This window comes from Flavobacterium daejeonense DSM 17708, from assembly GCF_000425425.1.
In the GTDB taxonomy this organism is placed as follows: Bacteria; Bacteroidota; Bacteroidia; order Flavobacteriales; family Flavobacteriaceae; genus Flavobacterium; species Flavobacterium daejeonense.
The window spans coordinates 16,105-39,277 of record NZ_AUDK01000025.1 but is presented as its reverse complement, the minus strand read 5'-3'; the positions used below and the strand labels follow the sequence as shown (position 1 = coordinate 39,277).

Annotated in this window: 24 protein-coding genes and 1 pseudogene; 5 read left to right on the top strand and 20 right to left on the bottom strand. The window is 35.0% G+C overall.

Features of this window, described 5'->3' with window-relative positions:
• The first annotated feature begins 119 nt into the window (after positions 1 to 119).
• A complete protein-coding gene (locus H599_RS0115570; RefSeq protein WP_026714972.1) occupies positions 120 to 1,754 on the top strand; it encodes an ABC-F family ATP-binding cassette domain-containing protein in 1,635 nt (544 codons plus the stop codon).
• Between the two features lie 60 nt (positions 1,755 to 1,814).
• Here H599_RS0115570 and H599_RS0115565 read toward each other — a convergent pair whose 3' ends face one another.
• Entirely contained in the window at positions 1,815 to 2,117 is a 303-nt protein-coding gene (locus H599_RS0115565; RefSeq protein WP_194431841.1) for a GNAT family N-acetyltransferase, read from the bottom strand.
• 280 nt (positions 2,118 to 2,397) lie between these two features.
• Between H599_RS0115565 and H599_RS0115560 the strand changes: the two genes are divergently transcribed.
• Positions 2,398 to 3,075 carry an alpha/beta fold hydrolase gene (locus H599_RS0115560; RefSeq protein ID WP_026714970.1) on the top strand — a complete coding sequence of 226 codons (678 nt, stop codon included), beginning with the start codon at positions 2,398 to 2,400 and terminating at the stop codon, positions 3,073 to 3,075.
• A gap of 185 nt (positions 3,076 to 3,260) precedes the next feature.
• On the opposite strand, the gene H599_RS0115555 is transcribed toward H599_RS0115560, so the two are convergent.
• On the bottom strand, positions 3,261 to 3,776 hold the full coding sequence (locus H599_RS0115555; RefSeq protein ID WP_026714969.1) for a hypothetical protein: 516 nt from the start codon (positions 3,774 to 3,776) through the stop codon (positions 3,261 to 3,263).
• Between the two features lie 165 nt (positions 3,777 to 3,941).
• Between H599_RS0115555 and rpmH the strand changes: the two genes are divergently transcribed.
• Complete coding sequence (gene rpmH, locus H599_RS0115550; RefSeq protein ID WP_008464848.1) at positions 3,942 to 4,103, top strand: 50S ribosomal protein L34; 162 nt, start codon at positions 3,942 to 3,944, stop codon at positions 4,101 to 4,103.
• A 163-nt stretch (positions 4,104 to 4,266) separates the two neighbouring features.
• Positions 4,267 to 7,122 carry a carbamoyl-phosphate synthase large subunit gene (gene carB / locus H599_RS0115545; protein WP_026714968.1) on the top strand — a complete coding sequence of 952 codons (2,856 nt, stop codon included), beginning with the start codon at positions 4,267 to 4,269 and terminating at the stop codon, positions 7,120 to 7,122.
• A 217-nt stretch (positions 7,123 to 7,339) separates the two neighbouring features.
• On the opposite strand, the gene H599_RS0115540 is transcribed toward carB, so the two are convergent.
• The 10 genes from H599_RS0115540 to H599_RS21260 all read right to left on the bottom strand — a co-directional run bounded on the left by H599_RS0115540 (position 7,340) and on the right by H599_RS21260 (position 16,544).
• Positions 7,340 to 7,855 carry a hypothetical protein gene (locus tag H599_RS0115540; RefSeq protein WP_026714967.1) on the bottom strand — a complete coding sequence of 172 codons (516 nt, stop codon included), beginning with the start codon at positions 7,853 to 7,855 and terminating at the stop codon, positions 7,340 to 7,342.
• A gap of 168 nt (positions 7,856 to 8,023) precedes the next feature.
• Positions 8,024 to 8,761, bottom strand: a complete 738-nt coding sequence (locus H599_RS0115530; protein ID WP_026714966.1) for an SDR family oxidoreductase — start codon at positions 8,759 to 8,761, stop codon at positions 8,024 to 8,026.
• A gap of 67 nt (positions 8,762 to 8,828) precedes the next feature.
• The gene (locus H599_RS0115525; protein ID WP_026714965.1) at positions 8,829 to 9,704 is read right to left on the bottom strand and encodes a helix-turn-helix domain-containing protein; all 876 of its coding nucleotides are present in this window, start codon (positions 9,702 to 9,704) and stop codon (positions 8,829 to 8,831) included.
• A 240-nt stretch (positions 9,705 to 9,944) separates the two neighbouring features.
• Positions 9,945 to 11,924, bottom strand: a complete 1,980-nt coding sequence (locus tag H599_RS0115520) for a KUP/HAK/KT family potassium transporter (protein WP_026714964.1) — start codon at positions 11,922 to 11,924, stop codon at positions 9,945 to 9,947.
• Positions 11,925 to 12,043: 119 nt separating this feature from the next.
• Positions 12,044 to 13,336 (bottom strand): hypothetical protein, encoded by a 1,293-nt coding sequence (locus H599_RS0115515; protein WP_026714963.1) that lies wholly within the window; start codon positions 13,334 to 13,336, stop codon positions 12,044 to 12,046.
• Positions 13,337 to 13,504: 168 nt separating this feature from the next.
• Positions 13,505 to 13,960 (bottom strand): sensor of ECF-type sigma factor, encoded by a 456-nt coding sequence (locus tag H599_RS0115510; protein WP_316930451.1) that lies wholly within the window; start codon positions 13,958 to 13,960, stop codon positions 13,505 to 13,507.
• A 20-nt stretch (positions 13,961 to 13,980) separates the two neighbouring features.
• Positions 13,981 to 14,397 (bottom strand): hypothetical protein, encoded by a 417-nt coding sequence (locus tag H599_RS0115505; protein ID WP_026714961.1) that lies wholly within the window; start codon positions 14,395 to 14,397, stop codon positions 13,981 to 13,983.
• Positions 14,398 to 14,430: 33 nt separating this feature from the next.
• A complete protein-coding gene (locus tag H599_RS0115500) occupies positions 14,431 to 14,973 on the bottom strand; it encodes an RNA polymerase sigma factor (protein ID WP_026714960.1) in 543 nt (180 codons plus the stop codon).
• 55 nt (positions 14,974 to 15,028) lie between these two features.
• Positions 15,029 to 16,144, bottom strand: a complete 1,116-nt coding sequence (locus H599_RS0115495; protein ID WP_026714959.1) for an SRPBCC family protein — start codon at positions 16,142 to 16,144, stop codon at positions 15,029 to 15,031.
• Between the two features lie 211 nt (positions 16,145 to 16,355).
• Positions 16,356 to 16,544 (bottom strand): hypothetical protein, encoded by a 189-nt coding sequence (locus H599_RS21260; protein WP_026714958.1) that lies wholly within the window; start codon positions 16,542 to 16,544, stop codon positions 16,356 to 16,358.
• Positions 16,545 to 16,624: 80 nt separating this feature from the next.
• Here H599_RS21260 and H599_RS0115485 point away from each other — a divergent pair, with 80 nt between their 5' ends.
• Positions 16,625 to 17,014 (top strand): pyrophosphohydrolase domain-containing protein, encoded by a 390-nt coding sequence (locus H599_RS0115485; protein ID WP_026714957.1) that lies wholly within the window; start codon positions 16,625 to 16,627, stop codon positions 17,012 to 17,014.
• A 133-nt stretch (positions 17,015 to 17,147) separates the two neighbouring features.
• Here H599_RS0115485 and H599_RS0115480 read toward each other — a convergent pair whose 3' ends face one another.
• The 8 genes and pseudogenes from H599_RS0115480 to H599_RS0115445 all read right to left on the bottom strand — a co-directional run bounded on the left by H599_RS0115480 (position 17,148) and on the right by H599_RS0115445 (position 23,137).
• Positions 17,148 to 18,104, bottom strand: coding sequence for a transketolase family protein (locus tag H599_RS0115480; protein WP_026714956.1), 957 nt, complete (start codon positions 18,102 to 18,104; stop codon positions 17,148 to 17,150).
• Between the two features lie 83 nt (positions 18,105 to 18,187).
• A complete protein-coding gene (locus H599_RS0115475; RefSeq protein ID WP_026714955.1) occupies positions 18,188 to 19,042 on the bottom strand; it encodes a transketolase in 855 nt (284 codons plus the stop codon).
• A 159-nt stretch (positions 19,043 to 19,201) separates the two neighbouring features.
• Complete coding sequence (locus tag H599_RS0115470; protein ID WP_035141768.1) at positions 19,202 to 19,645, bottom strand: OsmC family protein; 444 nt, start codon at positions 19,643 to 19,645, stop codon at positions 19,202 to 19,204.
• Positions 19,646 to 19,667: 22 nt separating this feature from the next.
• Positions 19,668 to 19,982 carry a rhodanese-like domain-containing protein gene (locus tag H599_RS0115465; RefSeq protein WP_026714953.1) on the bottom strand — a complete coding sequence of 105 codons (315 nt, stop codon included), beginning with the start codon at positions 19,980 to 19,982 and terminating at the stop codon, positions 19,668 to 19,670.
• Between the two features lies 1 nt (position 19,983).
• A pseudogene (locus H599_RS19915) lies at positions 19,984 to 20,269 on the bottom strand (rhodanese-like domain-containing protein).
• 128 nt (positions 20,270 to 20,397) lie between these two features.
• Positions 20,398 to 21,912, bottom strand: coding sequence for a flotillin family protein (locus tag H599_RS0115455; protein ID WP_035141767.1), 1,515 nt, complete (start codon positions 21,910 to 21,912; stop codon positions 20,398 to 20,400).
• 9 nt (positions 21,913 to 21,921) lie between these two features.
• Positions 21,922 to 22,491 (bottom strand): NfeD family protein, encoded by a 570-nt coding sequence (locus H599_RS0115450; RefSeq protein WP_026714951.1) that lies wholly within the window; start codon positions 22,489 to 22,491, stop codon positions 21,922 to 21,924.
• A 97-nt stretch (positions 22,492 to 22,588) separates the two neighbouring features.
• Positions 22,589 to 23,137, bottom strand: a complete 549-nt coding sequence (locus H599_RS0115445; RefSeq protein ID WP_026714950.1) for an RBBP9/YdeN family alpha/beta hydrolase — start codon at positions 23,135 to 23,137, stop codon at positions 22,589 to 22,591.
• Positions 23,138 to 23,173: the final 36 nt, after the last annotated feature.

Genomic DNA, 23,173 nt, shown 5'->3' with positions numbered 1-23,173 from the left:
TTTTTAACTGTATCGGAAGTTTTTTTTTTATGATGGCAAATCACTTAATTCATTTATCTTTGCAGCTTTTAAATTTATTGAGGACGGGACTTCCGATCTCTAACTTCTAACTTTATATAATGATTACAATCAACGATATCTCGGTACAGTTTGGAGGCACAACTTTGTTTAGTGATGTTTCTTTTGCTATTAATGAGAATGATAAAATAGCCCTGATGGGTAAAAATGGTGCAGGAAAATCAACTTTGTTGAAAATTATAGCCGGAAATTCTAAGCCTTCTACGGGAAATGTAGCAGTGCCTAAAGAAGCTGTTGTGGCTTATTTACCACAGAATTTGTTAACAACCGATACGGCAACGGTTAAAGAAGAAGCTTCAAAAGCGTTTTCTGAAGTTTTTTCTATGAAAGCTGAAATTGATGAAATCAATGAGCAATTGACGGTACGTACTGATTATGAAAGTGATGAGTATATGAAGCTGATTGAGCGAGTTTCTGATTTAAGCGAGAAATTTTATGCGATTGAAGAAATAAATTATGAGGCTGAAGTTGAAAAAGTTTTAAAAGGATTAGGATTTGTGGCTGCTGATTTTGATCGAAAAACTTCTGAGTTTTCAGGAGGCTGGAGAATGCGTATCGAATTGGCTAAAATTTTATTACGCAAACCGGATTTGATTTTGCTGGATGAGCCTACGAACCACATGGATATTGAAAGTATTCAATGGTTAGAGGATTTTTTAATTAATTCAGCTAAGGCGGTTGTGGTAATTTCTCACGATAGAGCTTTTGTAGATAATATTACGAATCGTACCATCGAAGTAACAATGGGACGTATTTATGATTATAAAGCGAAGTATTCTCATTATTTGGAATTACGAAAAGAACGCCGAATTCATCAGCAAAAAGCGTATGATGAGCAACAGAAAATGATTGCGGATAATCGTGCTTTTATAGAACGATTCAAAGGGACTTTCTCTAAAACCGATGCGGTGCAGTCGCGTGTAAGAATGTTGGAGAAATTAGAAATTGTTCAGGTCGATGAGGTAGATACTTCGGCTTTGCGATTAAAATTTCCACCGGCAGCGCGTTCCGGACAATATCCGGTGGTGGTGAAGGATTTGGCAAAATCTTACGGAAATCATGTGGTTTTTAAAGATGCTAATATTGTTATCGAAAGAGGGCAAAAAGTAGCTTTTGTGGGGAAAAACGGAGAAGGAAAATCAACAATGATTAAGGCTGTCATGAAAGAAATAGGGATTGATGGCGGTAGCGTTGAGATTGGTCATAATGCTCAAATTGGTTATTTTGCTCAAAATCAGGCTTCGTTGTTGGATGAAAACGCTACTATTTTTGAAACAATCGATAATATTGCTGTGGGGGATATTCGTACTCAAATTAAAAATATTTTGGGCGCTTTTATGTTTCAGGGTGATGATATTACGAAGAAGGTAAAAGTACTTTCGGGAGGTGAAAAAACACGTTTGGCAATGATTAAATTATTGTTGGAACCGGTGAATTTATTAATTCTGGATGAGCCTTCGAATCACCTGGATATGAAAACTAAAGATATTATCAAGGATGCGTTGCGTGATTTTGACGGAACTTTGATTTTAGTTTCTCATGACCGTGACTTCCTGGATGGTTTGGCAACTAAAGTTTTCGAATTTGGAAACAAAAGGGTAGTGGAGCATTTTGAGGATATTTCCGGATTCCTGGCGCATAAGAAAATGGATAGCATGAAGGAAATAGAAAAATAATTTTTTGACTAAAGTCATTTAAAAAGGCATAAGTTAGTTCTTATGCCTTTTTTATTGGTTTTAAATTCGGATTCCCGGAGGAAGAAGTTCTTTGTACGAAGGATTTTTTTTGAAAAACTGAACAATTCTGGGGTAGGTTGGAACTACTTTTATCCGTTGTTCGATGGCGTTTTCCAGAATATTTTTGATTACTTTGTCAATAAAGTTTTCGTTTTCAAAATGTTCCGGAGTATTTATTTTGGTTAAAAATATTTTTCTTTCCTGAAGCGAATATTCAATGGTGATAAGTCCTTCCGGAATAGTGGTTTCAAATTGTCTGGCAAAAGTATTGTCTTTAATTTCGATTGTAGCAATTGTTTCCATATTATTGTTTTTTTGAACAATGAATTAAAAAAATGAATTGTTTTCGGATTCTTTTATCCAAAAAAGATGTTTTTAAGTGTTTTTATTCAGTGATATTTTCCTAAAGAAAAAGAGGGATTGTAAAGTTAAGTATTTGATAACCAAAATCAAACAATTTTAACGTATGGTTTTTGAGTTGTGTGTGTTAAAGTAAGAGGTTGTTTGTTTTTTTTAAGTTTTGTAAAATAATGTGAGAAAACTTTAAATTAGTATTTTGGTGTCATCGATTTGAAATTTTATTATGAGCAAAATTCCTGTTTATTTTATGCCCGGATTAGCAGCAAATCCTTTGATTTTCGAAAGGATCAGGCTTGATGATGCGCGCTTTGATGTACATTATTTGGAATGGGAGATTCCGAAGCCAAAAGAAACTTTGGAGGATTATGCAGAGAGAATTGCTTTGTATGTCAAGCATAAAAATCCAATTTTGATAGGTGTTTCTTTTGGAGGGATTTTGGTGCAGGAAATGGCTCGCTTTCTGGAGGTGCAAAAAATAATTATTATTTCGAGTGTCAAATCGAAGTCAGAATTTCCTAAAAGAATACGTTTTGTCCGAAAGACATTGGCTTATAAACTGATTCCTATTCGGTTGATTTTGAGTTTTGGCAAATTGGCACAATTTGTTTTTGGCGAAAAAATGTCGCATCGCATGCAATTGTACGATACTTTTTTGTCGGTTCGGGATTTGTATTATTTAAAATGGGCGGTAGAAAAAGTAATTTTGTGGGACAGAGAGGAAATTGATAAGCGGGTGATTCATATTCACGGTGATAAAGATGAGATGTTTCCAATTCAAAATATAAAAAAATGTATTGTAGTTGAAGGCGGAACTCACGTGATGATTTATGTGAAGTATCGCTGGTTTAATGCTAATTTGCCGGCAATACTTTTGGATACAAATAATTTATGTTACAATTAAAATTCAGTAAAAAGGCCTAAAAAAATCCGTCCCGTTCTATTGAACATGCCCCAAAAAGTTAGACACTATTTGGGGCATTTTTTATGGAAAGAAAAGTTAAGTATGATTATGCATTTAAGTTGGAATGCGTAGAATTAGTTTTAAAGAAGCATTATTCAAAAAAATATGTTTCAAGATTAAAAAAATTAGATTTTTTTCATTTGTTCTTTCATCATGTTGATTTGATCTTTCAACATGTTTTGTTTGTCCAGCTTTTTAACTTCTGTAATTAAATTAGTGGCTTCAATTTTTCTTCTCCTTGATAAAGCGATTCCGGCTAAGTTTAATTTGGCTACAGCCAAATCCATATCCATTGATAAACCTAATTCGATAGCTTTCTTGAAATATTTCTCAGACTGATTGATGTTCGTTTGCGAAAGCATAATTCCGTGAAGGTAATTAAAGTAACCTTGTTGTTTTCTGGTTAAAGCTCCTTCCGGGTTTTTAATTTTTGAAAGCCATTTTTGAGCGCCTTCAAAGTCTTGTTTTCTTAATTTCAAAAAGGCTAATAAAATATATTCGTTTCTGTAATAAAGAAAAATAGGAATTATGGTAAGTAATAATAAGAAGATTCCGTTTCCGATATTGTTTTCAGTAAATTGCCAGATACTGGCCGCTACGATAAGTCCGGCGATGATAAGTTTAATATTCTTGTTTAACATGATGGGTTATAATTTGTGATTGCAAATATAGTAAAAGGAATTAAAAATATTTTTATAAAACTTCTTGCCAGAAAAAAAAGTCTTTGTATATTTGCACTCGGTTTTGAAAGAACCACTATTTGAAAACAAAAGATACATATAATTAAGATTTAAAGATACAAAGCAATGAGCAAGAGAACGTTTCAACCATCGAAAAGAAAAAGAAGAAATAAACACGGATTTATGGACAGAATGGCTTCTGCAAATGGAAGAAAAGTTCTTGCGCGTAGAAGAGCTAAAGGAAGACATAAATTAACTGTTTCTAGCGAGCCTAGACACAAAAAATAATGTTTGTATGAACATAAATAAGGGCGTTACTTTTCTTAGTATCGCCCTTTTTTATACCTTGTCTGAAATAAAACTCAAAAATAAGATTTATAAGGGTTTACAGAATTTAAATCTTATAAAATGAGGGTGAACAAAAACTTGAAAAAACAATAATTACATCATAATGCCAAAAGACACTTCAATCAAATCAGTTTTAATTATAGGTTCAGGTCCTATTGTTATTGGTCAAGCCTGCGAATTCGATTATGCAGGATCGCAATCAGCTCGTTCTATTCGTGAAGAAGGAATCGAGGTAATTCTTATCAATTCGAACCCTGCTACAATTATGACCGACCCATCTATGGCGGATCATATTTACTTGAAGCCTTTAACTACTAAATCGATCATTGAAATTTTAAAAGAACATCCACAAATTGATGCCGTATTGCCTACAATGGGGGGGCAAACAGCACTTAACCTTTGCTTGGAAGCTCAGGAAAAAGGAATTTGGGATGATTTTGGCGTAAAAATGATTGGGGTTGATGTAAATGCAATCAATATTACTGAGGACAGAGACCAGTTCAAAGCCCTTTTGAAAAAAATTAATGTACCAACAGCTCCTGCTGAAATTTGTACTTCTTACTTGAGAGGTAAAGAAATTGCTCAGGAATTTGGTTTTCCATTAGTTATTCGTCCATCGTTTACACTTGGAGGAACCGGAGCTTCTATCGTTTACAAACCGGAAGATTTCGACAGATTGTTAACTGCAGGTCTTGAGGCTTCTCCAATTCACGAAGTGTTAATTGACAAAGCTTTGATGGGATGGAAAGAATACGAATTAGAGCTTTTAAGAGATAAAAACGATAATGTTGTAATTATTTGTTCTATCGAAAATATGGACCCAATGGGAATCCATACCGGAGATTCGATTACGGTAGCTCCTGCGATGACATTGTCAGACACTACTTTCCAAAAATTACGTGATTACGCTATCCTGATGATGCGTAGTATTGGAAATTTTGCCGGTGGATGTAACGTACAGTTTGCGGTATCTCCGGATGAAAAAGAAGATATTGTTGCTATCGAAATAAACCCACGTGTATCTCGTTCTTCTGCATTAGCTTCTAAAGCTACAGGTTATCCAATTGCTAAAATTGCTTCGAAATTAGCTTTAGGGTATAACTTAGATGAATTACAAAACCAAATTACTAAATCAACATCTGCTTTATTCGAGCCAACTTTAGATTATGTAATCGTTAAAATACCACGTTGGAACTTCGATAAATTTGAAGGATCAGACAGAACTTTAGGTCTTCAAATGAAGTCAGTAGGAGAGGTAATGGGAATTGGACGTTCGTTCCAGGAAGCTTTACATAAAGCAACCCAATCCTTAGAAATTAAACGTAATGGTTTAGGAGCTGACGGAAAAGGATATACAAATTACGAGCAAATTATCGAAAAACTAACTTACGCAAGTTGGGATCGTGTATTCGTAATTTACGATGCGATTGCGATGGGAATTCCTTTGAGCAGAATCCACGAGATCACTAAAATCGATATGTGGTTCCTGAAACAATACGAGGAATTATTCATCTTAGAAAAAGAAATTTCTAAATATACAGTTGCTACTTTACCAAAAGAATTTTTGCTTGAAGCGAAACAAAAAGGTTTTGCCGACAGACAAATTGCTCACATGATGGGATGTATGGAAAGTGAAGTGCATGCTCTGCGTATGGAAATGAACATCAACCGTGTTTTCAAATTGGTTGATACCTGTGCGGCTGAGTTTAAAGCAAAAACGCCTTATTACTATTCAACTTTCGAAGCTGAAATTGAAAAAGCGGACGGAACTCGTTTTGTAGACAATGAAAGTATTGTAACTGACAAAAAGAAAGTAATTGTATTAGGTTCCGGACCAAACCGTATTGGTCAGGGAATCGAGTTTGATTACTCTTGTGTACACGGAGTTTTAGCTTCTAAAGAGTGTGGATACGAAACCATTATGATTAACTGTAACCCGGAAACAGTTTCTACTGACTTCGATACAGCAGATAAGTTATACTTTGAGCCGGTATTCTGGGAGCATATTTATGACATTATCCAACACGAAAAACCGGAAGGTGTAATCGTACAGTTGGGTGGTCAAACAGCACTTAAATTAGCGGAGAAATTATCTAAATACGGTGTAAAAATCATCGGAACTAGTTTTGATGCATTAGATTTAGCGGAAGACAGAGGACGTTTCTCTGATTTATTGACCGACTTGAAAATTCCTTTCCCTAAATTCGGAATTGCAGAAAGTGCAGACGAAGCTTCTAAATTAGCGGATTCCTTAGACTTCCCATTATTAGTGCGCCCTTCTTATGTATTAGGAGGTCAGGGAATGAAAATTGTAATCAACAAGCAAGAATTAGAAGAGCACGTAATCGATTTATTGAAAGCGATTCCAGGAAACAAATTGTTGTTAGACCACTATTTAGATGGAGCTATTGAGGCAGAAGCGGATGCGATTTGTGACGCTGATGGAAATGTGTATATCATCGGAATTATGGAGCATATCGAGCCTTGTGGAGTGCACTCCGGAGATTCTAATGCTACTTTACCTCCGTTCAACTTAGGGGAATTTGTCATGCAACAAATTAAAGACCATACACAAAAGATTGCTGTAGCTTTGAAAACTGTTGGTTTAATCAACATCCAGTTTGCAATTAAAGATGATACGGTTTACATTATCGAAGCGAATCCAAGAGCTTCCCGTACCGTTCCTTTCATCGCAAAAGCTTACGGAGAGCCTTATGTGAACTACGCTACTAAGGTAATGTTAGGACACAGCAAAGTAACTGACTTTGATTTCAACCCACAATTAAATGGATTTGCTATCAAACAACCAGTATTCTCTTTCAGTAAGTTCCCTAACGTTAACAAAGCTTTAGGACCTGAAATGAAATCTACAGGAGAAAGCATCTTGTTTATCGAAGACCTGAAAGATGATCAATTCTACGAATTGTATTCCAGAAGAAAAATGTATTTGAGTAAATAATCTCAGATTCTGATATAAAAAAAGCTCCAAAATGGAGCTTTTTTTGTTTAAGGTTTTATTCTAACTATTTTATTGTCTTTGAGAATAACTAATTCACTATTTGCTTTCTTTTTGAATTCGATTAATTTCTTGTGAACGGCTCCGCAAAGTCTCTGACTTTGAGGAAGTGTAAAGCTGTCTGAGACAGCTATAGAGGATTTGTAATTATTATTATCGGTTAAAAACCGATAGTCACAGCCGCAAAGTTGGAAACTTTGCGGAGCTGGGAAAAAGGAATTGATTTTGTCATTACACAACCTTTCAAACACAACCAAATTTTACCGATTTCCTTGTCTTCCTTATTATAAAATCTCAAAATATATTCTGATTCAGCAACTTCCCAAGTTGTTTCTACCCAATCGAAATTAACAGGATTGTTAAAAAATGACATTACTTTTGACTTGCTTGATTCTGATAATGTTTTTGAGGTCAAACGACTTAATAAAAACTTATTTTTAAATAGTTTAACATTCGCTACTTTTTCTCTTGGAAAGTTATATTTTTCATTTCCAAAATTCTTTTCAAAGGCTTTTTCTTGTTCTTCAGTTGTTTTGTACATATAGAATTCAATCATTTCTTCTTTCGGTGTGAAAGTAGAATAATATTGTCCTCTATCAAAAACATCAGAAACAATGACAAATCCAATAATTATGATAATAAAAACGGCAAGTAATATTTTCCAAATAGTTTTCAATTTGCAGTTCAGTTGTAAAATGAGTAATAACGGTTCTGGACTTTGCGTTGTGGGGGCAATCGAAGCACAAAAGTTCAGCCCTAAAACCGAAGCTAAATTAATGAATAAAGCTGAAGTTTACACTTCAGCCCCCATAACGCAAAACCCATGTTAGCGGTTCGTTGTTTATTACCAAGCTATTTCGCCCGTTATAGGATTATTTTCTTCACTAAAAAACTTTCCTGTCGGTCCGTCTTTGTCAATCAAAGCATATTTTACAATTCGCTTTCCGGCATCTTCAACAGTTCCTGTTCCTCTGTGTCCGTTGAAGTCCGTTTTTGTAAATCCCGGGCAAACTGCATTTATTTTAAAGTTGCTGTCTTTTAGTTCGTAAGCCAAAACAACGGTGTACATATTCATTGCTGATTTGGACGAAAGATAAACCGCACCTTTGAAGTCGTAATACTTGTATGTTGGGTCGCTGTGCAGTGTAAGTGAACCCTGACTTGAACTCACATTTACGATACGAGGTGCATCTGATTTTTTCAATAAGTCAATAAACGCCTGTGTAACTCTTATCACGCCAAAAACATTTGCATCGTAAGCGGCTTTGAATTTGTCAATAGTTGCATCAAGTGCCGCTTGTGGATAGCCACCGTAAATACCTGCATTGTTGATAAGAATATCCAAGATCTCTGTTTTCTTACCTATCTCTGTTCGAGCATTTTTTACAGAATTATCATCTGTAATGTCAAGCTGAATAGCTTCTACATTGTTAAGTCCCTCTGCCTTTAATTTATTAACAGCCTCCAAACCGTTTTCTAAATTGCGACTGCCGAGATAAACATAAATTCCTTTTTGAGCAAGTTGCTTTGCAACTTCAAAGCCAATGTTTTTGTTAGCTCCTGTTACTAATGCTGTTGTCATTTTTTTTATTTTAAATGAATGACACAAAAGTATAGAGCTAAAAAATGGTGAAGATGGACAAATCAATTTATTGTCTTGACAAATCTTGCTGACTGTCTAAAAACTCACTTACGCTTTTCCCTGTGCATTTTTTGAAAAATCTTGAAAAGTAATCGGGATCATTAAAACCCAATTCATAAGCTAATTCTTTTACGGAAAGGTTTGAATATTGTAATTTCCTCTGTGCCTCAATCATTAAACGATTGGTAAGAAAATCTTTGGGCGAAATTCCCGAATATTCTTTTACAATTCTGTATAAACTGTTGGTGGTTAAAGACAATTTTTCGGCTATTGCATTTACAGAGGGTTGCTCCGTAAGATGAGTTTCAACCGCTAATTTAAACTCAATAAACTTTGACAAATTGGTGTTTAAAATATTGCTTGGTGCTGTGTTTTTGAAATAAACACTATTTAATTCTACCAATAGTGAGTTCAGGTAAGCTAAAATGATTTCTGTGTCGGTTGATTGCTTGTCTATGTGAAGTATTTGGTTTAAAATTTCAAAAACTTTTCTTACTCTGTCCCTTGTAACACTGTCAAAAATTATAGTCTGTGAGTTTAAAGGATTAGCTAAAAAAGGAAATTGTTGCGGTAGCAATGTCAATGTGTTGTCGTCAAATAATAGCTTGAAATATTTAAGATTGTCTGTTTTAGATGGCGGTACAAATACTTGATTTGGCATTGCGAAAAGCAACTGACCGTCATTAAGTGTAATGTCTTGTAAGTCTAAGTTGTAAGTAATAGAACCGCTGTCAATTAGCACTATAAAATAAGAAGTCAGCCTGCGAGGTTGTAAGAGTTTTTGTTGAATGTCGGAAGAAAGATAAGGGTTGTCGTTTGAAACAACTCTCAAAGTTACCTTGTCGTTTTTCAGGCTCTGAATTTTTTGTTTCGATTCTTGCATATTGTCTGCTCAAAGTTTATAAGGTGTCGGTTTACAATGACCGCTAACTTATTTATATGCGCTATAAAGTAGCGCCTATACACCCAAAAGCAGGTAGATTGGCGAAGTTTTATTTCGCTTTTTCAAATATAGAAAATAATAGCTGCAAACTTACAAATGAGTAGTTGATTTGCTGCTGTTCTTAAAAAAAATCCGTTTAGTAATAAAACTAAACGGATTTTAAAATTTTAAAATTTGATATTATATTTGTATTTCTCTTGGTTCTAAACGTGTTAAGCCCATGTTTTCCGGAGTATGAAGTATCATAGGGAATTTTTCTATTTTCACCGAACTACTGTCTAAACCAAAGGCGCTTTCTTCAGATAAACTTAGTTTTTTGATTAAAAAATAAGAGTTCATAATGATGTTTTCGTGCCATTTTAATTCGTTATCATTGGATAGGAATTTTTCGGATAACACAAATTTGAAGTCACCAATAATATTGTTTTTGTTTAAGGATTCATAACGGCTTCGGATATCTACTTCGCCATTTTTTACCATGTCTTTAATCACTTCTTTGAACATCAAATTGATTTTGGTAGGCTCTCTAAATCCTAAATTAAAATCCACCCGATACAAATCGTCTTTAAGAATTTCCGTTACGCGGTATTCGGTTTTATAAGGTTCGTTTAGGATATTTACGTGCACAAACCAGTAAATATCGGCTCTTTTGGGTCTTTTTTGCAAAATAGAATACATTACTTTTTCTTCTATTTCATCGGCTCGTCCGGCGTTAGTCATATAAACCAAATGGGTAGCGTATTTTGGAATACTTAAGTCAACACTCAATTCGCTTAAGACTTTTTTATAATCGTGTATTTTAACAATATTGGTGTAGCTTTTCGTAATTTTTTTGGCTGAAAACCAAATCGACATAATACTAATAAGAACAATTGCAATAATTAAGGTTACATAACCACCGTCGGCAAATTTAGTTACATTGGCAGCCAAAAAGCTAAATTCGATTAAAAGGTAAAGCGTGATTAATGGTACCATGATGTACAATTTTACTCTTTTCATAATAAGAAAGAAATTAAGTAAAATAGTAGTCATAATCATACAAAGAATAATAGCCAAACCATAAGCATGTTCCATGTTGCTGGACTCTTCAAAATGCAGAACGATTCCTACACATCCAAAGAATAATAACCAGTTTATTGACGGAATGTATAATTGTCCTTGTAATTCGGTTGGGTAATTGATTTTTACTTTTGGCCAGAAATTCAATCGCATGGCTTCATTTATTAAGGTAAACGAACCGCTAATTAAGGCTTGGGATGCAATTACCGCAGCTGTAGTGGCAATTACAATTCCGAAAGGCTGAAACCAGTCTTCCATGATTAAGTAAAATGGATTTCCATTCTTTCCGCCTAAACCCATAAGGGTTTCTCCTTCGTTATGAATTAAATAAGCTCCCTGTCCGAAATAGTTCAAGACTAATGTTGTTTTTACAAAAATCCAGCTGATACGAATGTTTTTTCGACCACAGTGTCCCATGTCAGAATACAAGGCTTCAGCTCCGGTGGTACAAAGGAAAACAAATCCTAATACAAAAAAACCTTCCGGGTGAATTGTCAATAAATGGTAAGCGTAATATGGATTTAAGGCTTTGAAAACTTCAGGATGATGAACAATTTGGATAGCTCCTAAAACCCCAAGCATGGTAAACCAAATAAGCATCATTGGTGCAAAAAATCGACCAACCAGTTTGGTCCCAAATTGCTGAATGGTAAAGAGAACTACTAAAATTCCTATTACAATAGGGACGGTATTGATTTCGGGATAATAGGTTCGGATTCCCTCTACGGCAGAAGATACAGAAACGGGAGGAGTAATAATTCCGTCGGCAAGCAGCGCACTTCCTCCAATAATGGCAGGAACAATGAGCCATCTGATTTTTGTCTTTTTAACAAGTGCATAAAGGGCAAAAATTCCACCTTCACCATGGTTATCGGCATTCAACGTAATGAGTACGTATTTTATGGTGGTTTGTAAGGTCAGAGTCCAGAAAACAGCCGAGATTCCTCCTAAAACAACGTCGGCATTAATGACATGATCTCCTAAAATGGCTTTCATTACATAGAGAGGGGAAGTCCCAATATCACCATATATAATTCCTAAAGTTACTAATAAACCGCCTAATGTTAGTTTGCTGTGTAAATTTTTATGTGATGCGCTCATTTGTATTTTTGTAAAGGCCTCAAATTTACTCATTTTTAAATAAATCAAAAGTGATTGTCTTTAAAAAACTAAAAAACCCGACCAATTGGTCGGGTTTTTCATAATCCTTTTTTGTTTTGTTAAATTCTTCTGTTGTTATCTCTTGAAGATGAGTTGTTTTCTCTCTGGTTACTACTTCTGCTTCTGCCGGATTCAGCTCTTTGAGGAGTAGAATTTGGAGTGCTCGGTCTTGAAATCATCCCTCTGTTAGAACTATTTCCTCTTGGAGTTTGAGCTCTTGGCGCATTGTTTTCCTGTCTTGGAGCATAGCTTCTGGTGTTTGGAGTTGGATTGCTTCCCTGATTTTGATTATAGTTTCTGGTTGGAGTTCTTGCAGTTTGATTTTCTCTGGAATTATTATTGTTTTGATTGTAATTTCTGCTTGGAGTTCTTGAAGGTTGACTTTCTCGGGAACTATTATTGTTGTTTTGATTGTAATTTCTGGACGGAGTATATGATTTGGTCGTAGCCGATTTGCTGCGGTCATATCTTCTGTCGGTATTGCTTCCCGGGGTTGAGTAATTTCTGGACGGTGTGTTTCTGCCGGAAGAATACTCTCTTTGATGAGTTCTTCCTGTTGCCGTATTGTTGTACTGTCTTCCTGTATTGTATCTTCCTGAAGACGAGTAAGTACCTCTTCTTCGGTCTATATCATGACGATTGGTATAGCTGCTGTGTCTTCTTGAAAAAGCATAGTTAGGGTAACGTCTTTCGTATGCATTAGAACGACGGGCGTTGTAAAGAGAAATAGCCAAATTACTTCTTCTGTAACTTACATAATTGTATCTGTTATTGAAATTTAGACACAAATGAATGTTGTTTTGGTATCTGTACAAAGGATACGGATTCCAGGCATAGTAATAAGAAGGGTAGTAATTCCAATACCACATAGAGATATACGGACGATAATTGTTCACCCAAAAAGAGGTATATATTAGAGGTGTGGTATAATATACGGGTTCATAAATGTAATTGGGTCCGTAAATGTATTCGTTACCAATAAATTGTACCTGAACATTGTTGTTATTTCTTTCAATGTCTATTGTTGCAACGTCCTGATAAACATCACGGTCTAAAACCGATTGAATAATCACCACGTGAGTATTGTATTCTACGGTTTCAATTACACGTAAATAATCTACTTCGTTATCGTTGTTAAGATCCAGATTAGAAATTTGAAGTTCAGGGTCGTTTAGACGTCTTTCAAAGTCTTCTAAGTTTCGGGAGTCTCCAAAAATAGAGGCAACGGCTCTTAAATCGAGGTTGTCGCTAATTTCATTACTCATCGCATTTACTGTGGTTCTGTTTTGGGCTTCTGTCGAAGTCGTAAAAACAGCAGCAATCATGCTCAGGATTAGGATTGTATTTTTCATGATAATTGTTTTTTTTGCATTCATAATTGGTCATATTCAATTACTGTGCCAATTAATTAAACTTCTTTTGGAGCCGAAGTTTAACAACGTAAAAAATGAACTTGTAGTATCATAAAAAAAGCCGTTTCAAAATGAATTAGAACGGCTCAATTATCTGTTTGTTTTGTTTTATCTTCTTTTACCTCTGTCACCGTATTGTTGGAGTAATTTTCTATAGAAATCATCTTCGGCTTTTTTAAGTTTCAGGATTTTTGAAGCGGGTAAAATTGTTCTGAGACTTTTGCTGAATTTTTTTCGCAGATAAAATAACTCTTCATCGGCAGCTTCCATTTGAGTTAGTAAAATGTTGGCATCTTTTTCGCTTATTTTGTTTAAAGACTCGCTGTTTAATCTGTTTTTGAAAGCTTTCATCTTTTGATGTCTTATTTCAAATTGTTTGTCGTCATAAACATTGTAAAGTGGCCAAAATTTCTCGGCTTCTTGTGTATTAAGATCTAATTCGGAAGTCAAAAAAGCAACTTTTAAAGCTTTTACCTGCTCTTTTTTGTCTTTCATATTGTCTTGCGCATAAAGACTACAAGCGAATAATAATAGCAGGGGTAAAATTTTTCTAAAATTCATCATCTTTTCTTTTTTTGGTAATATTATTCTATTATGTAATGTTCTAAATTATTATTGCTTATTAAAATTTCTTCTATAGTTTGGTCTTTCAGCACAATATCGGTGTCTATTTTGTCAATCTCTTCTAGGTCTAATTCATTAATTAAATCATCCTGATTGATAGTGGACTGATAACTCAGATAATTTTCAAGTGTTGTGGTATCTAATTCGTTAGAATGACTGGCATTTTTTATTAAAACAGGAATTGCTAACGCAAAAACAAAAACGGCGGCAACCATCATTATTATATTTCTTTTATTTTGTAATAATGAAATTGTTTTAGGCTCGTTTTTAGGTAACTGACTTAATAAATTAGCTGAGAATTTGTTAAAATAAGCATCTTCCGGCGTTTTTAATCCGGAGCTGATTTTAGGGCTATTATTTAATTTAAATTCTTTCATGATAGTTATTAGACCAAATAAAAGGCAAAAGGTTTAATTAGTTGTTAATAATGCTTCTATTTTTTTTACGGCATGATGGTAAGAAGCTTTTAAGGCTCCTACCGAAGTTCCCAGAATCTCTGAGATTTCTTCGTATTTTAATTCTTCAAAATATTTCATTTTAAAAACAAGTTGTTGTTTTTCCGGAAGAGTTGCAATGGCTTTGTGTAGTGCGATTTGAATATCATTTCCGTCAAAATAAACGTCGGCTTTGAGTTTTTCTATGGTGTTGTTTTGCAAAGTTTCTGATGAGATGCCGCTTTTTTTTGCTTTTTGGTTTAAAAAACTTATGGCTTCGTTGGTGGCAATTCGGTACATCCAGGAAAATAATTTACTTTCTCCTTTAAAATTTTTAATATTCTGAAATACCTTTATAAAGGTGTTTTGCAAAACGTCATCCGTATCGTCATGATTTAAAACGATGTTTCTAATATGGTTGTAAAGTGGCTTTTGGTACAGATGCAACAATTTCTGAAAAGCGTCATTCTGCGTTTTCGGATTTAATAATTGTTGTATGAATTCCTTTTCGTCCAGCAAAGTTTTTTTTTGAATTAGATAAAATAGCGGTGCAAAGGTTTAAAGAAGAAAGTTGCTAAAACTGGAATTCTTCTTCAATTTTTGTGTTTGGCTCTTCCTGATGCGGATTCGGATTTGTTGCCGGAGCGATTTTTACTACCGGAGCCGGAGCTACTTTAGGAACAATTGGGATGTAAATTTCCGTAACCCATTTTGACGGATTTTTTACTTCATTTTTACCGGTTGAATAAATTTCCAAAAATGAAAAAACAGGATTTGGACTTAATTTGTTTTGGTTCAAAAAGTTAACTGTTTTGTTGTAAGCCGCTTTTAAGTGCGAATAATCTCCGGTTAAAGTTGTTTTGGCACCTTCAAAAGCCTCAATTTTACCTGACGAGATGTCGCTGCCGGAGCTTAAAAAGATGGCATTTTGAATACCAACTCCAATAGTAATTCGGGTGAGTCCTTTTTCAGTGTCATAAGTATGATAAAGAATAAAAGGCTTGCCGTTAATAGTGATATTGTTTTTCTCGCAAAAAGTTTTCAGTTTTGGGATAACAATTTTGAAATTTTTAGTCACTTTAGCCAGTTCGCTGGTAAAAGTTTGCCCAATGTAGTTCATAGCCGGTTTTTGAACCAATCCATTTTCAATGGTAGAAAAAGTGTTGATTTCGTAGTCTAAAGCTTTATCCAGATTAGCCAGGCTTTTTTCATAAATAGTACCAATTACTCTGTTGGTTCCGCCATTTAGAGCAGCATAAATTTTGAAGAAAAAACTCATTTTTCCTTTTGACCTCCAAGTTACTTTTGTACCGCCAATAGTGTCTTTAAAATGCCAGCTTATGGTAGAAGTGGTTCCTTCAAAATCCAGAGCTTGAGCAATACTGTCATTTTCTTTTACGGCAATGGTGCGAATTTGTCCCTGACCATCTTTTCCTTCCCAGGAATAAGAAGCTCCTTTTCCAATGGTGCTTGGAGCGTAATTTATTTTAATTTCAGGATCTTCGGTAGTCCAGGAACCAAAGTCGTTCCAGTTTCTGTAATCATTGACATAGTTGTAAACCGAAGTTACGGGAGAATTAATAATCTTACTTCTTTCAACCAGGAAATCTCCTTTTTGTGTAGCGATGAATATCGATAAAGCCACAAGGCTAAGTAATAATAAAAGAAAGATATATTTTATAATTCTCATAATTCATTGATTATTTTCTGATGTAAAGTTAGAAATTTTATCAATATGCAAGACTATGAGTATAAAAAATATAAAAAGAGATAATTTGTTGAATTAATACCAATAAATTTTTAATAAATTCTAAAAAAAAAGCAACAGTTTCTGAATTAGGAAATTTAATAATTCAGTGATTTTTAGGTTTTAAATTATTGGTTGTTAGTTTGTTATTTGTTTATCGTTTTAAAAATATTTTAATAACAAATAATAATCCGATGAAAATAAAGAAGCCGATTAAGATTTTGTAATTTCCTTTATAAAAAAGCTTATGCGTGCTAATGTCTTTTCGATAGGAAAAAATCATAACAATGATAAAAGCGATTAGAAAACAAATTGCAAAAATTAATTGACCCTGACTAAACATAATTTGAAAAATTTATTGCAAAAATAATCAATTGTTTAGGATTAGTTGCTAATTTGCAATTCATTTAATTAATAATAATTATGCAAAAGCAAATAAACTCTGTTAAAGAATTTCATACAGCATTCGGGATAGGACATAGCGAAGAGCCAATTGCCGATTTAGGAGAAACTAAAAATACGCTTCGTTATCATTTGATGAAAGAAGAGAATGAAGAATATCTGGAAGCGGTTAAGAATAATGATTTGGTTGAAATTGCGGATGCTCTGGGAGATATGATGTATATTTTGTGTGGAACTATAATAGAGCACGGACTTCAGGATAAAATTGAAGCTGTCTTTGATGAAATTCAAAGAAGCAATATGAGTAAGCTGGGCGAAGATGGAAAACCTATTTATCGCGAAGATGGAAAAGTGATGAAAGGCCCTAATTATTTTAAACCCGATTTTTCAAAGATATTAGGTGAGATTTAATAAAAAAGTCGATTTTCAAAATTTGAAAATCGACTTTTTTAGGTTTATTTCGATTAAATGACGATATTCCATAAGGGAAAAATCCTATCTCGTTTAGAACAAGATGGGATTTTTTATATGGTAAAGAGTCAGATTATTTTTTTCTGGCCATTACTTTTTCTACAGCTTCAACAATCGCTTGATTGTTTAACTTGTATTTTTCCATTAATTGCTCAGGAGTTCCAGATTCACCAAAAGTATCTTTTACAGCAACAAACTCTTGTGGAGTAGGGTTATTTAAAGCTAATACACCGGCAACACTTTCTCCAAGTCCGCCAAGGTAGTTGTGCTCTTCAGCAGTAACAATACATCCTGTTTTAGCAACTGATTTTAAAATAGCTTCTTCATCCAAAGGTTTAATGGTGTGGATGTTGATTACTTCAGCAGAAATTCCTTTTTCTTCTAGTTTTTCAGCAGCAATTAAAGCTTCCCAAACTAAATGACCTGTTGCAACAATAGTTACGTCAGTTCCTTCGTTTAACAGGATTGCTTTTCCAATGATGAATGGTTCGTCAGCAGGAGTGAAATTAGGTACAACCGGACGACCAAAACGCAAGTAAGCCGGACCGTGGTGATCTGCTAGAGCAATAGTAGCCGCTTTAGTTTGGTTGTGGTCACAAGTGTTGATAACAGTCATTCCAGGTAACATTTTCATCAAACCGATATCTTCTAAGATTTGGTGAGTAGCACCGTCTTCTCCAAGAGTTAAACCAGCGTGAGAAGCACAGATTTTTACATTTTTTTCAGAGTAAGCTACTGATTGACGAATTTGATCGTAAACCCTTCCTGTAGAGAAGTTAGCGAAAGTTCCTGTGAAAGGAATTTTTCCACCAATAGTTAAACCTGCAGCAATTCCAATCATGTTTGCTTCAGCAATTCCGATTTGGAAAAAACGCTCCGGGTGATTTTTTTTGAATTCGTCAAATTTTAACGAACCAATTAAATCCGCACAAAGTGCTACTACATTTTCATTTTTTTGACCTAATTCAGCCATTCCCACTCCAAAACCTGAACGGGTATCTTTGCTTCCTGTATTTGTATATTTTTTCATTATTTTTTTAAATTGAAAGATTAAAAAAAATTGAAAGATTAGTGGATTCTAAATTAGAAACCGTTAATCTGCAATTTTAATTCTTAATAATCTGAATTGCCTCCAGTATTATAGTTTTGTCCTAAAGCGTTTGCCAATTGCTCGTCATTTGGTGCTTTACCGTGCCAAGCATGACTGTGCATCATATAATCTACACCATTACCCATTTCGGTATGTAGTAATACGCAAACAGGTTTTCCTTTTCCTGTTCTGGCTTTCGCTTCGGCCATTCCTCCAATAATAGCTTCTACGTCGTTTCCATTAGTGATTTCAATCACTTCCCAGTCAAAAGCTTCAAATTTAGCACGAAGACTTCCCATGCATAAAACTTCGTCAGTAGTTCCGTCAATTTGTTTTCCGTTAAGATCCACAGTTGCAATGATGTTGTCAACACCTTTAGCCGAAGCATACATAATTGCTTCCCAGTTTTGACCTTCCTGCAACTCTCCGTCACCGTGAAGTGTATAAACGATATGTTTGTCGTTGTTTAATTTTTTTGCCTGAGCAGCTCCAAGAGCTACTGATAATCCCTGACCTAAAGATCCCGAAGCAATACGTACACCAGGTAAATGGTCATGAGTAGTTGGGTGTCCTTGTAATCTTGAATTTAACAAACGGAAAGTTCCTAATTCAGATACAGGGAAATAACCGCTACGTGCAAGAACACTGTAAAAAACCGGTGAAATATGTCCGTTTGACAAGAAGAATAAATCTTCTCCGATTCCGTCCATGTCCCAGCCTTCTTTGCGGTCCATAATGTTTTGATATAAGGCTACCAAAAATTCGGTACAACCTAGAGAACCTCCTGGGTGACCTGAATTAACAGCGTGAACCATTCGAAGGATATCTCTTCTTACTTGGATAATTAAATCGTTTAATTGTTGAGTGTTAGGTTTCATTTTTAGTGTAATAGTTAAACTGCTGCAAATGTAAATTTTATTTTTCCGTAAGACAAGGGATTTTAAGAATTGTTTAGGATTAAATAAATAAGGGCATAAAAAAAGTCCGAAATAGGACTTTTTTTTGAGGTTTTAGATATTGATGTTTGTTTCTTTTGTTTAAGAAACAATTTCCGAAATAATTACTCTCGAATTCATTGCGACCTTTGATTTGATCGAATTTGAAATCAAGCAGGCAGCTTCTGATTTTGCTAATACTTTTTGCGCTTTAGCTAAATCGTTTTCAGAATTAATTTCTAAAGTTGGTTCCAAAATTATTTCAGTCATTAGAAATTTTCCATCAATTTGTTCCATTTTTCCTTTGGAATCGCATTTGAAATTTTGAAACTCTAATTTCGAATTTTCGGCTATGGCTAAAAAAGTAGTCATAAAACAACTCACCACAGCAGCGGTTAATAAATGTTCCGGCGACCAAATACCTTCTGTTCCGTGTGGAAAAGGAGGAGGTGTGACTACTTCTATATTTTGATTCAGTTCAGGTGAAGAAAGAATTCCTTGTCTTTCAGATGTCCAGTTTAAATTTACATGGTAAGTTGCTTCCATAAGTATGTTATTTTGGTTGTTTTTAGGCTATTTTATTGGTTAAACTGTTCCATCCGCCGCCATTATGTATTCGGGTGAAATGATGAGATTTTAAAATTCGGGCAGCCGAAGTGCTTCTCATTCCCGAAGCACAACAGGTTATAATGGTTTGGTCTTTTTTTAATTTCGAAATATGATTTTCTAGTTCATTCAACGGCAGGTTTATCGCGCCTTTAATGTGACCTTGTTTGAATTCAGCCCGAGTTCGCACATCTAAAATTAGGGCTCCTTCTTTTACTAAGCTTGCAAAATCGGTTTTAGGGCTGCTGCCAAATATTTTTTTTAATAAATTGATCATGTTATTCTTGTTTGGATTGATAATAATTAACGTCTAGCCAGGAACCGCCGTTATAGCATTTGATTCCGAGTTGCGATAGAAAATGTTGCGCCTGACTGCTTCGGTTGCCGGAAGCACAGCAAAGAATTAAAGGTGTTTTGGAGTTGTTTGATTTCTTCAATTCTTTCCGGAATTTGATTTAAGGTAATGTTTACCGAACCTGCAACATGACCGCTCATAAATTCACCGTAGGAACGAACATCGATTATAGTTCCTTCGTTTGCCTGTATTGTTTTTTGTAAATCCATTGTTTTTGTATTTTGTTGATGTAAAACTACTTTAAGAAAACAAGTCGGATAGTAACTTTAGTTACACAACAAAAAATTAAATAAAAAAGCCTTGCTCACTGCAAGGCTTTAAAGTTTTTTGGTGAAAATTAATTCTTAGGTTCTTCTTTATCAGGGTTGATAATCTCAGTTTCAGTTTGATTTTCTCCTTTCAAATAGCTAGGTAAATTTAATCCTGCCATGTTGAATAAATCGTTCAAAGGTGGAACGGTTTTCATCATTCCGGAAACAAAATTAGCAGTAGAGCCATTTCCGTTTTCATTATTGCCGGAATCCCAAACGGTGATTTTGTCAATCTTGATGTTTTTCACGGCTTCTACCTGCGTTTTAACCAATTCAGGTAATTTTTCAATTAACAATAATTGGAATGCCTGTCCTGGGTCGCCACCGGCAGCTTCCACCACTTGTTTGTAACCTTCAGCTTGTTTGGTAAGGATTTCATAAAGACCTTTCGCTTCGGCTTCCATTTTAGCATAAATCGCATCAGCTTCTCCTTTGGCACTTTCTCTGATTCTTTCTGCTTCAGCCTGAGCTTCGATAATGGCACGTTGTTTAGCAATTTCGGCAGGAACCACTACGTTAGCAATTTGGGTAGAACGCTCTCTTTCAGATCGGGCTGTTTCTGCTTTTTGCTCTGCGATATACGATTCTTCCAAGGCTTTTGCCTGTTGTACTTTTTCAGCTGCAATGGCAACGCGTAAAGATTCAGCTTCTTTTTCTCTACGCAAAGCTTCCGAATTAGCAATGGCAATTTTAGCCTCATTTTCTCCTTTTATCGCAATAGCATTGGCTTCAGAAGTTTTTACTCGGGTGTCTCTTTCGGCTTCGGCTTTACCAATGGCTTCATCCTTTGAGGCAGCGGCAATACTAATTTCACGGTCTTTTTGTGTAATAGCAATTTTTACATCACGATCTCTATGTGTTTCGGCAATTTGAGTGTCTTTTTCTCTGTCGGCTAAGGCTTTTCCGGTTTCCCCGATTTTTTCCTGCTCGGCAACCGAAATTTTCGCTTCGTTGATGGCTTTGGCAGCAGCTTCTTTTCCTAAAGCTTCGATATAACCGGACTCGTCTTTGATATCGGTAACGTTTACGTTGATTAATTTCAAACCAATTTTACGCAATTCGCTATCCACATTTTTAGAAATATTGTCCAAAAATTTATCTCTGTCGGAGTTAATTTCTTCAATGGTCATCGTAGCAATTACCAAACGCAATTGCCCAAATAAAATATCTTTGGCTAATTCCTGAATTTGCTCCGAAGTCAATCCTAATAGTCTTTCTGCAGCTGTATTCATGCTGTCAGCTTCCGTAGAAATAGCAATCGTAAAACGACAAGGAACATCCACACGAATGTTTTGTCGGCTCAGAGCATTAGTTAAATTTGCTTCAATAGAAAGTGGTTTTAAATCTAAAAAAGCATAATCTTGGATAACAGGCCAAATAAAAGCACCTCCGCCGTGCACACATTTGGCCGAAGTACCTCCGGTTTTTCCATAAATTACTAATATTTTGTCCGAAGGACATCTTTTGTAACGGGAAATTAAGGCTGAAATAGTTACAAAAAAGACAACTGCGGCAACCGCAATAATTAAAACTGGTGTCATGGATTGGATTTAAATAGGTTGAACGATAATAATATTGTTGTTTTCAATTTTTACTACTTTTACGGTACTTCCGGAAGCAATTTTTTCGACATGTTCCGTCATGGCATCCAATTCGTGAAAAGCACCATTGATAGAGATCATAATTTTCCCTTTTCCGGATTTGTTTTCCGGAATAGTTAAATATACCTCTGCTGATTGGTGAAGGGTTTTTTCGAGTTTAAAGGAATTGTCTTCTTCCAGTTTTTGCACTTGTTTAATAATAAGGAAGAAAACAAAGACAAACAGACAACCTATTATTACTGCAAGAGCTATTAAAAGGTTTGTATTTTCGATGCTGTTGTAGAGTGAAATTCCGGTCCAACTGAAACCTAATAAAAAGTTGATGAGATTTCGAAGGGAAAACAGTTGAAAAGTAGAGTCGCTACCATTAAGGTCACCATCAAAATCGGCTTGAAGACCGTCTGAGGAATCAACACCTGAAAAGGTCATTACTGCCTGGATGGCAAAAATTAATGTTGTAGGAATAGCAATGTACCAAAAGGTTTTGAGTAATACAGGCAAATTTTCCAGTAGTTCCATAATGTATAACTTTTGTTAGTTATACAAACATAATGAAATTACTTACTAAAGCAATGCAGGTAGTGTAAAAAAATTAGGAGGTTTTTTTAATGTTGTCTTATTTTGTAATGGATTGCAATAAAGATTCCAGAATTTGCTGGCCTTCTTCCCAAAGTCCCAGTTGAGATTCAAAATTCAAATGTCCTTTTGGATCTACATTATAAAAATGACTTTGCCATTGATTGGCTAAAAATTCCGCTCTTTCAACCGAAATATAAGGGTCGTTAGAACTGCTAATTACGATAGAAGGATAATTTAGTTTATTTAAAGGAATAGGAGCAAAGTTCCAGATTTCCTCCGGAGTATGTTCAGCTGATTCTACATCGGCGGGAGCTACGAGTAAAGCTCCTGCTATCTTACTTGTATTGTTTTGTTGTGACCAATGTGTTACTAACGAAACAGCCAAACTATGTGCTACAATAACAACAGGCGTTTCAATAGAATTTATAGTTGCATCCAGATTTTTTAACCAATCCTGTAATTGCGGTTGATTCCAATTATCCTGAACTACTTTTTTTGTGTTTGGAAAATGCTGTAACCAATTGTCCTGCCAATGTCCGGTTGCGGAATCGCCTAAACCGGGAACTATTAATAAGGTATGTTTCATGATTTATTTAGAGTGAGTTTTTTGTATTGAAAATGA

What these genes read in the sequence shown, in the direction of transcription:
- H599_RS0115510 (WP_316930451.1), bottom strand. Translation starts at nt 13,960, where the DNA reads ATGATGAATTTTAGAAAAATTTTACCCCTGCTATTATTATTCGCTTGT.
- H599_RS0115445 (WP_026714950.1), bottom strand. Translation starts at nt 23,137, where the DNA reads ATGAAACATACCTTATTAATAGTTCCCGGTTTAGGCGATTCCGCAACC.
- H599_RS0115560 (WP_026714970.1), top strand. Translation starts at nt 2,398, where the DNA reads ATGAGCAAAATTCCTGTTTATTTTATGCCCGGATTAGCAGCAAATCCT.
- H599_RS0115455 (WP_035141767.1), bottom strand. Translation starts at nt 21,912, where the DNA reads ATGACACCAGTTTTAATTATTGCGGTTGCCGCAGTTGTCTTTTTTGTA.
- H599_RS0115495 (WP_026714959.1), bottom strand. Translation starts at nt 16,144, where the DNA reads ATGAGAATTATAAAATATATCTTTCTTTTATTATTACTTAGCCTTGTG.
- H599_RS0115485 (WP_026714957.1), top strand. Translation starts at nt 16,625, where the DNA reads ATGCAAAAGCAAATAAACTCTGTTAAAGAATTTCATACAGCATTCGGG.
- H599_RS0115505 (WP_026714961.1), bottom strand. Translation starts at nt 14,397, where the DNA reads ATGAAAGAATTTAAATTAAATAATAGCCCTAAAATCAGCTCCGGATTA.
- H599_RS0115555 (WP_026714969.1), bottom strand. Translation starts at nt 3,776, where the DNA reads ATGTTAAACAAGAATATTAAACTTATCATCGCCGGACTTATCGTAGCG.
- carB (WP_026714968.1), top strand. Translation starts at nt 4,267, where the DNA reads ATGCCAAAAGACACTTCAATCAAATCAGTTTTAATTATAGGTTCAGGT.
- H599_RS21260 (WP_026714958.1), bottom strand. Translation starts at nt 16,544, where the DNA reads ATGTTTAGTCAGGGTCAATTAATTTTTGCAATTTGTTTTCTAATCGCT.
- H599_RS0115520 (WP_026714964.1), bottom strand. Translation starts at nt 11,924, where the DNA reads ATGAGCGCATCACATAAAAATTTACACAGCAAACTAACATTAGGCGGT.
- H599_RS0115480 (WP_026714956.1), bottom strand. Translation starts at nt 18,104, where the DNA reads ATGAAAAAATATACAAATACAGGAAGCAAAGATACCCGTTCAGGTTTT.
- H599_RS0115570 (WP_026714972.1), top strand. Translation starts at nt 120, where the DNA reads ATGATTACAATCAACGATATCTCGGTACAGTTTGGAGGCACAACTTTG.
- rpmH (WP_008464848.1), top strand. Translation starts at nt 3,942, where the DNA reads ATGAGCAAGAGAACGTTTCAACCATCGAAAAGAAAAAGAAGAAATAAA.
- H599_RS0115565 (WP_194431841.1), bottom strand. Translation starts at nt 2,117, where the DNA reads ATGGAAACAATTGCTACAATCGAAATTAAAGACAATACTTTTGCCAGA.
- H599_RS0115530 (WP_026714966.1), bottom strand. Translation starts at nt 8,761, where the DNA reads ATGACAACAGCATTAGTAACAGGAGCTAACAAAAACATTGGCTTTGAA.
- H599_RS0115515 (WP_026714963.1), bottom strand. Translation starts at nt 13,336, where the DNA reads ATGAAAAATACAATCCTAATCCTGAGCATGATTGCTGCTGTTTTTACG.
- H599_RS0115450 (WP_026714951.1), bottom strand. Translation starts at nt 22,491, where the DNA reads ATGGAACTACTGGAAAATTTGCCTGTATTACTCAAAACCTTTTGGTAC.
- H599_RS0115475 (WP_026714955.1), bottom strand. Translation starts at nt 19,042, where the DNA reads ATGAAACCTAACACTCAACAATTAAACGATTTAATTATCCAAGTAAGA.
- H599_RS0115465 (WP_026714953.1), bottom strand. Translation starts at nt 19,982, where the DNA reads ATGATCAATTTATTAAAAAAAATATTTGGCAGCAGCCCTAAAACCGAT.
- H599_RS0115525 (WP_026714965.1), bottom strand. Translation starts at nt 9,704, where the DNA reads ATGCAAGAATCGAAACAAAAAATTCAGAGCCTGAAAAACGACAAGGTA.
- H599_RS0115470 (WP_035141768.1), bottom strand. Translation starts at nt 19,645, where the DNA reads ATGGAAGCAACTTACCATGTAAATTTAAACTGGACATCTGAAAGACAA.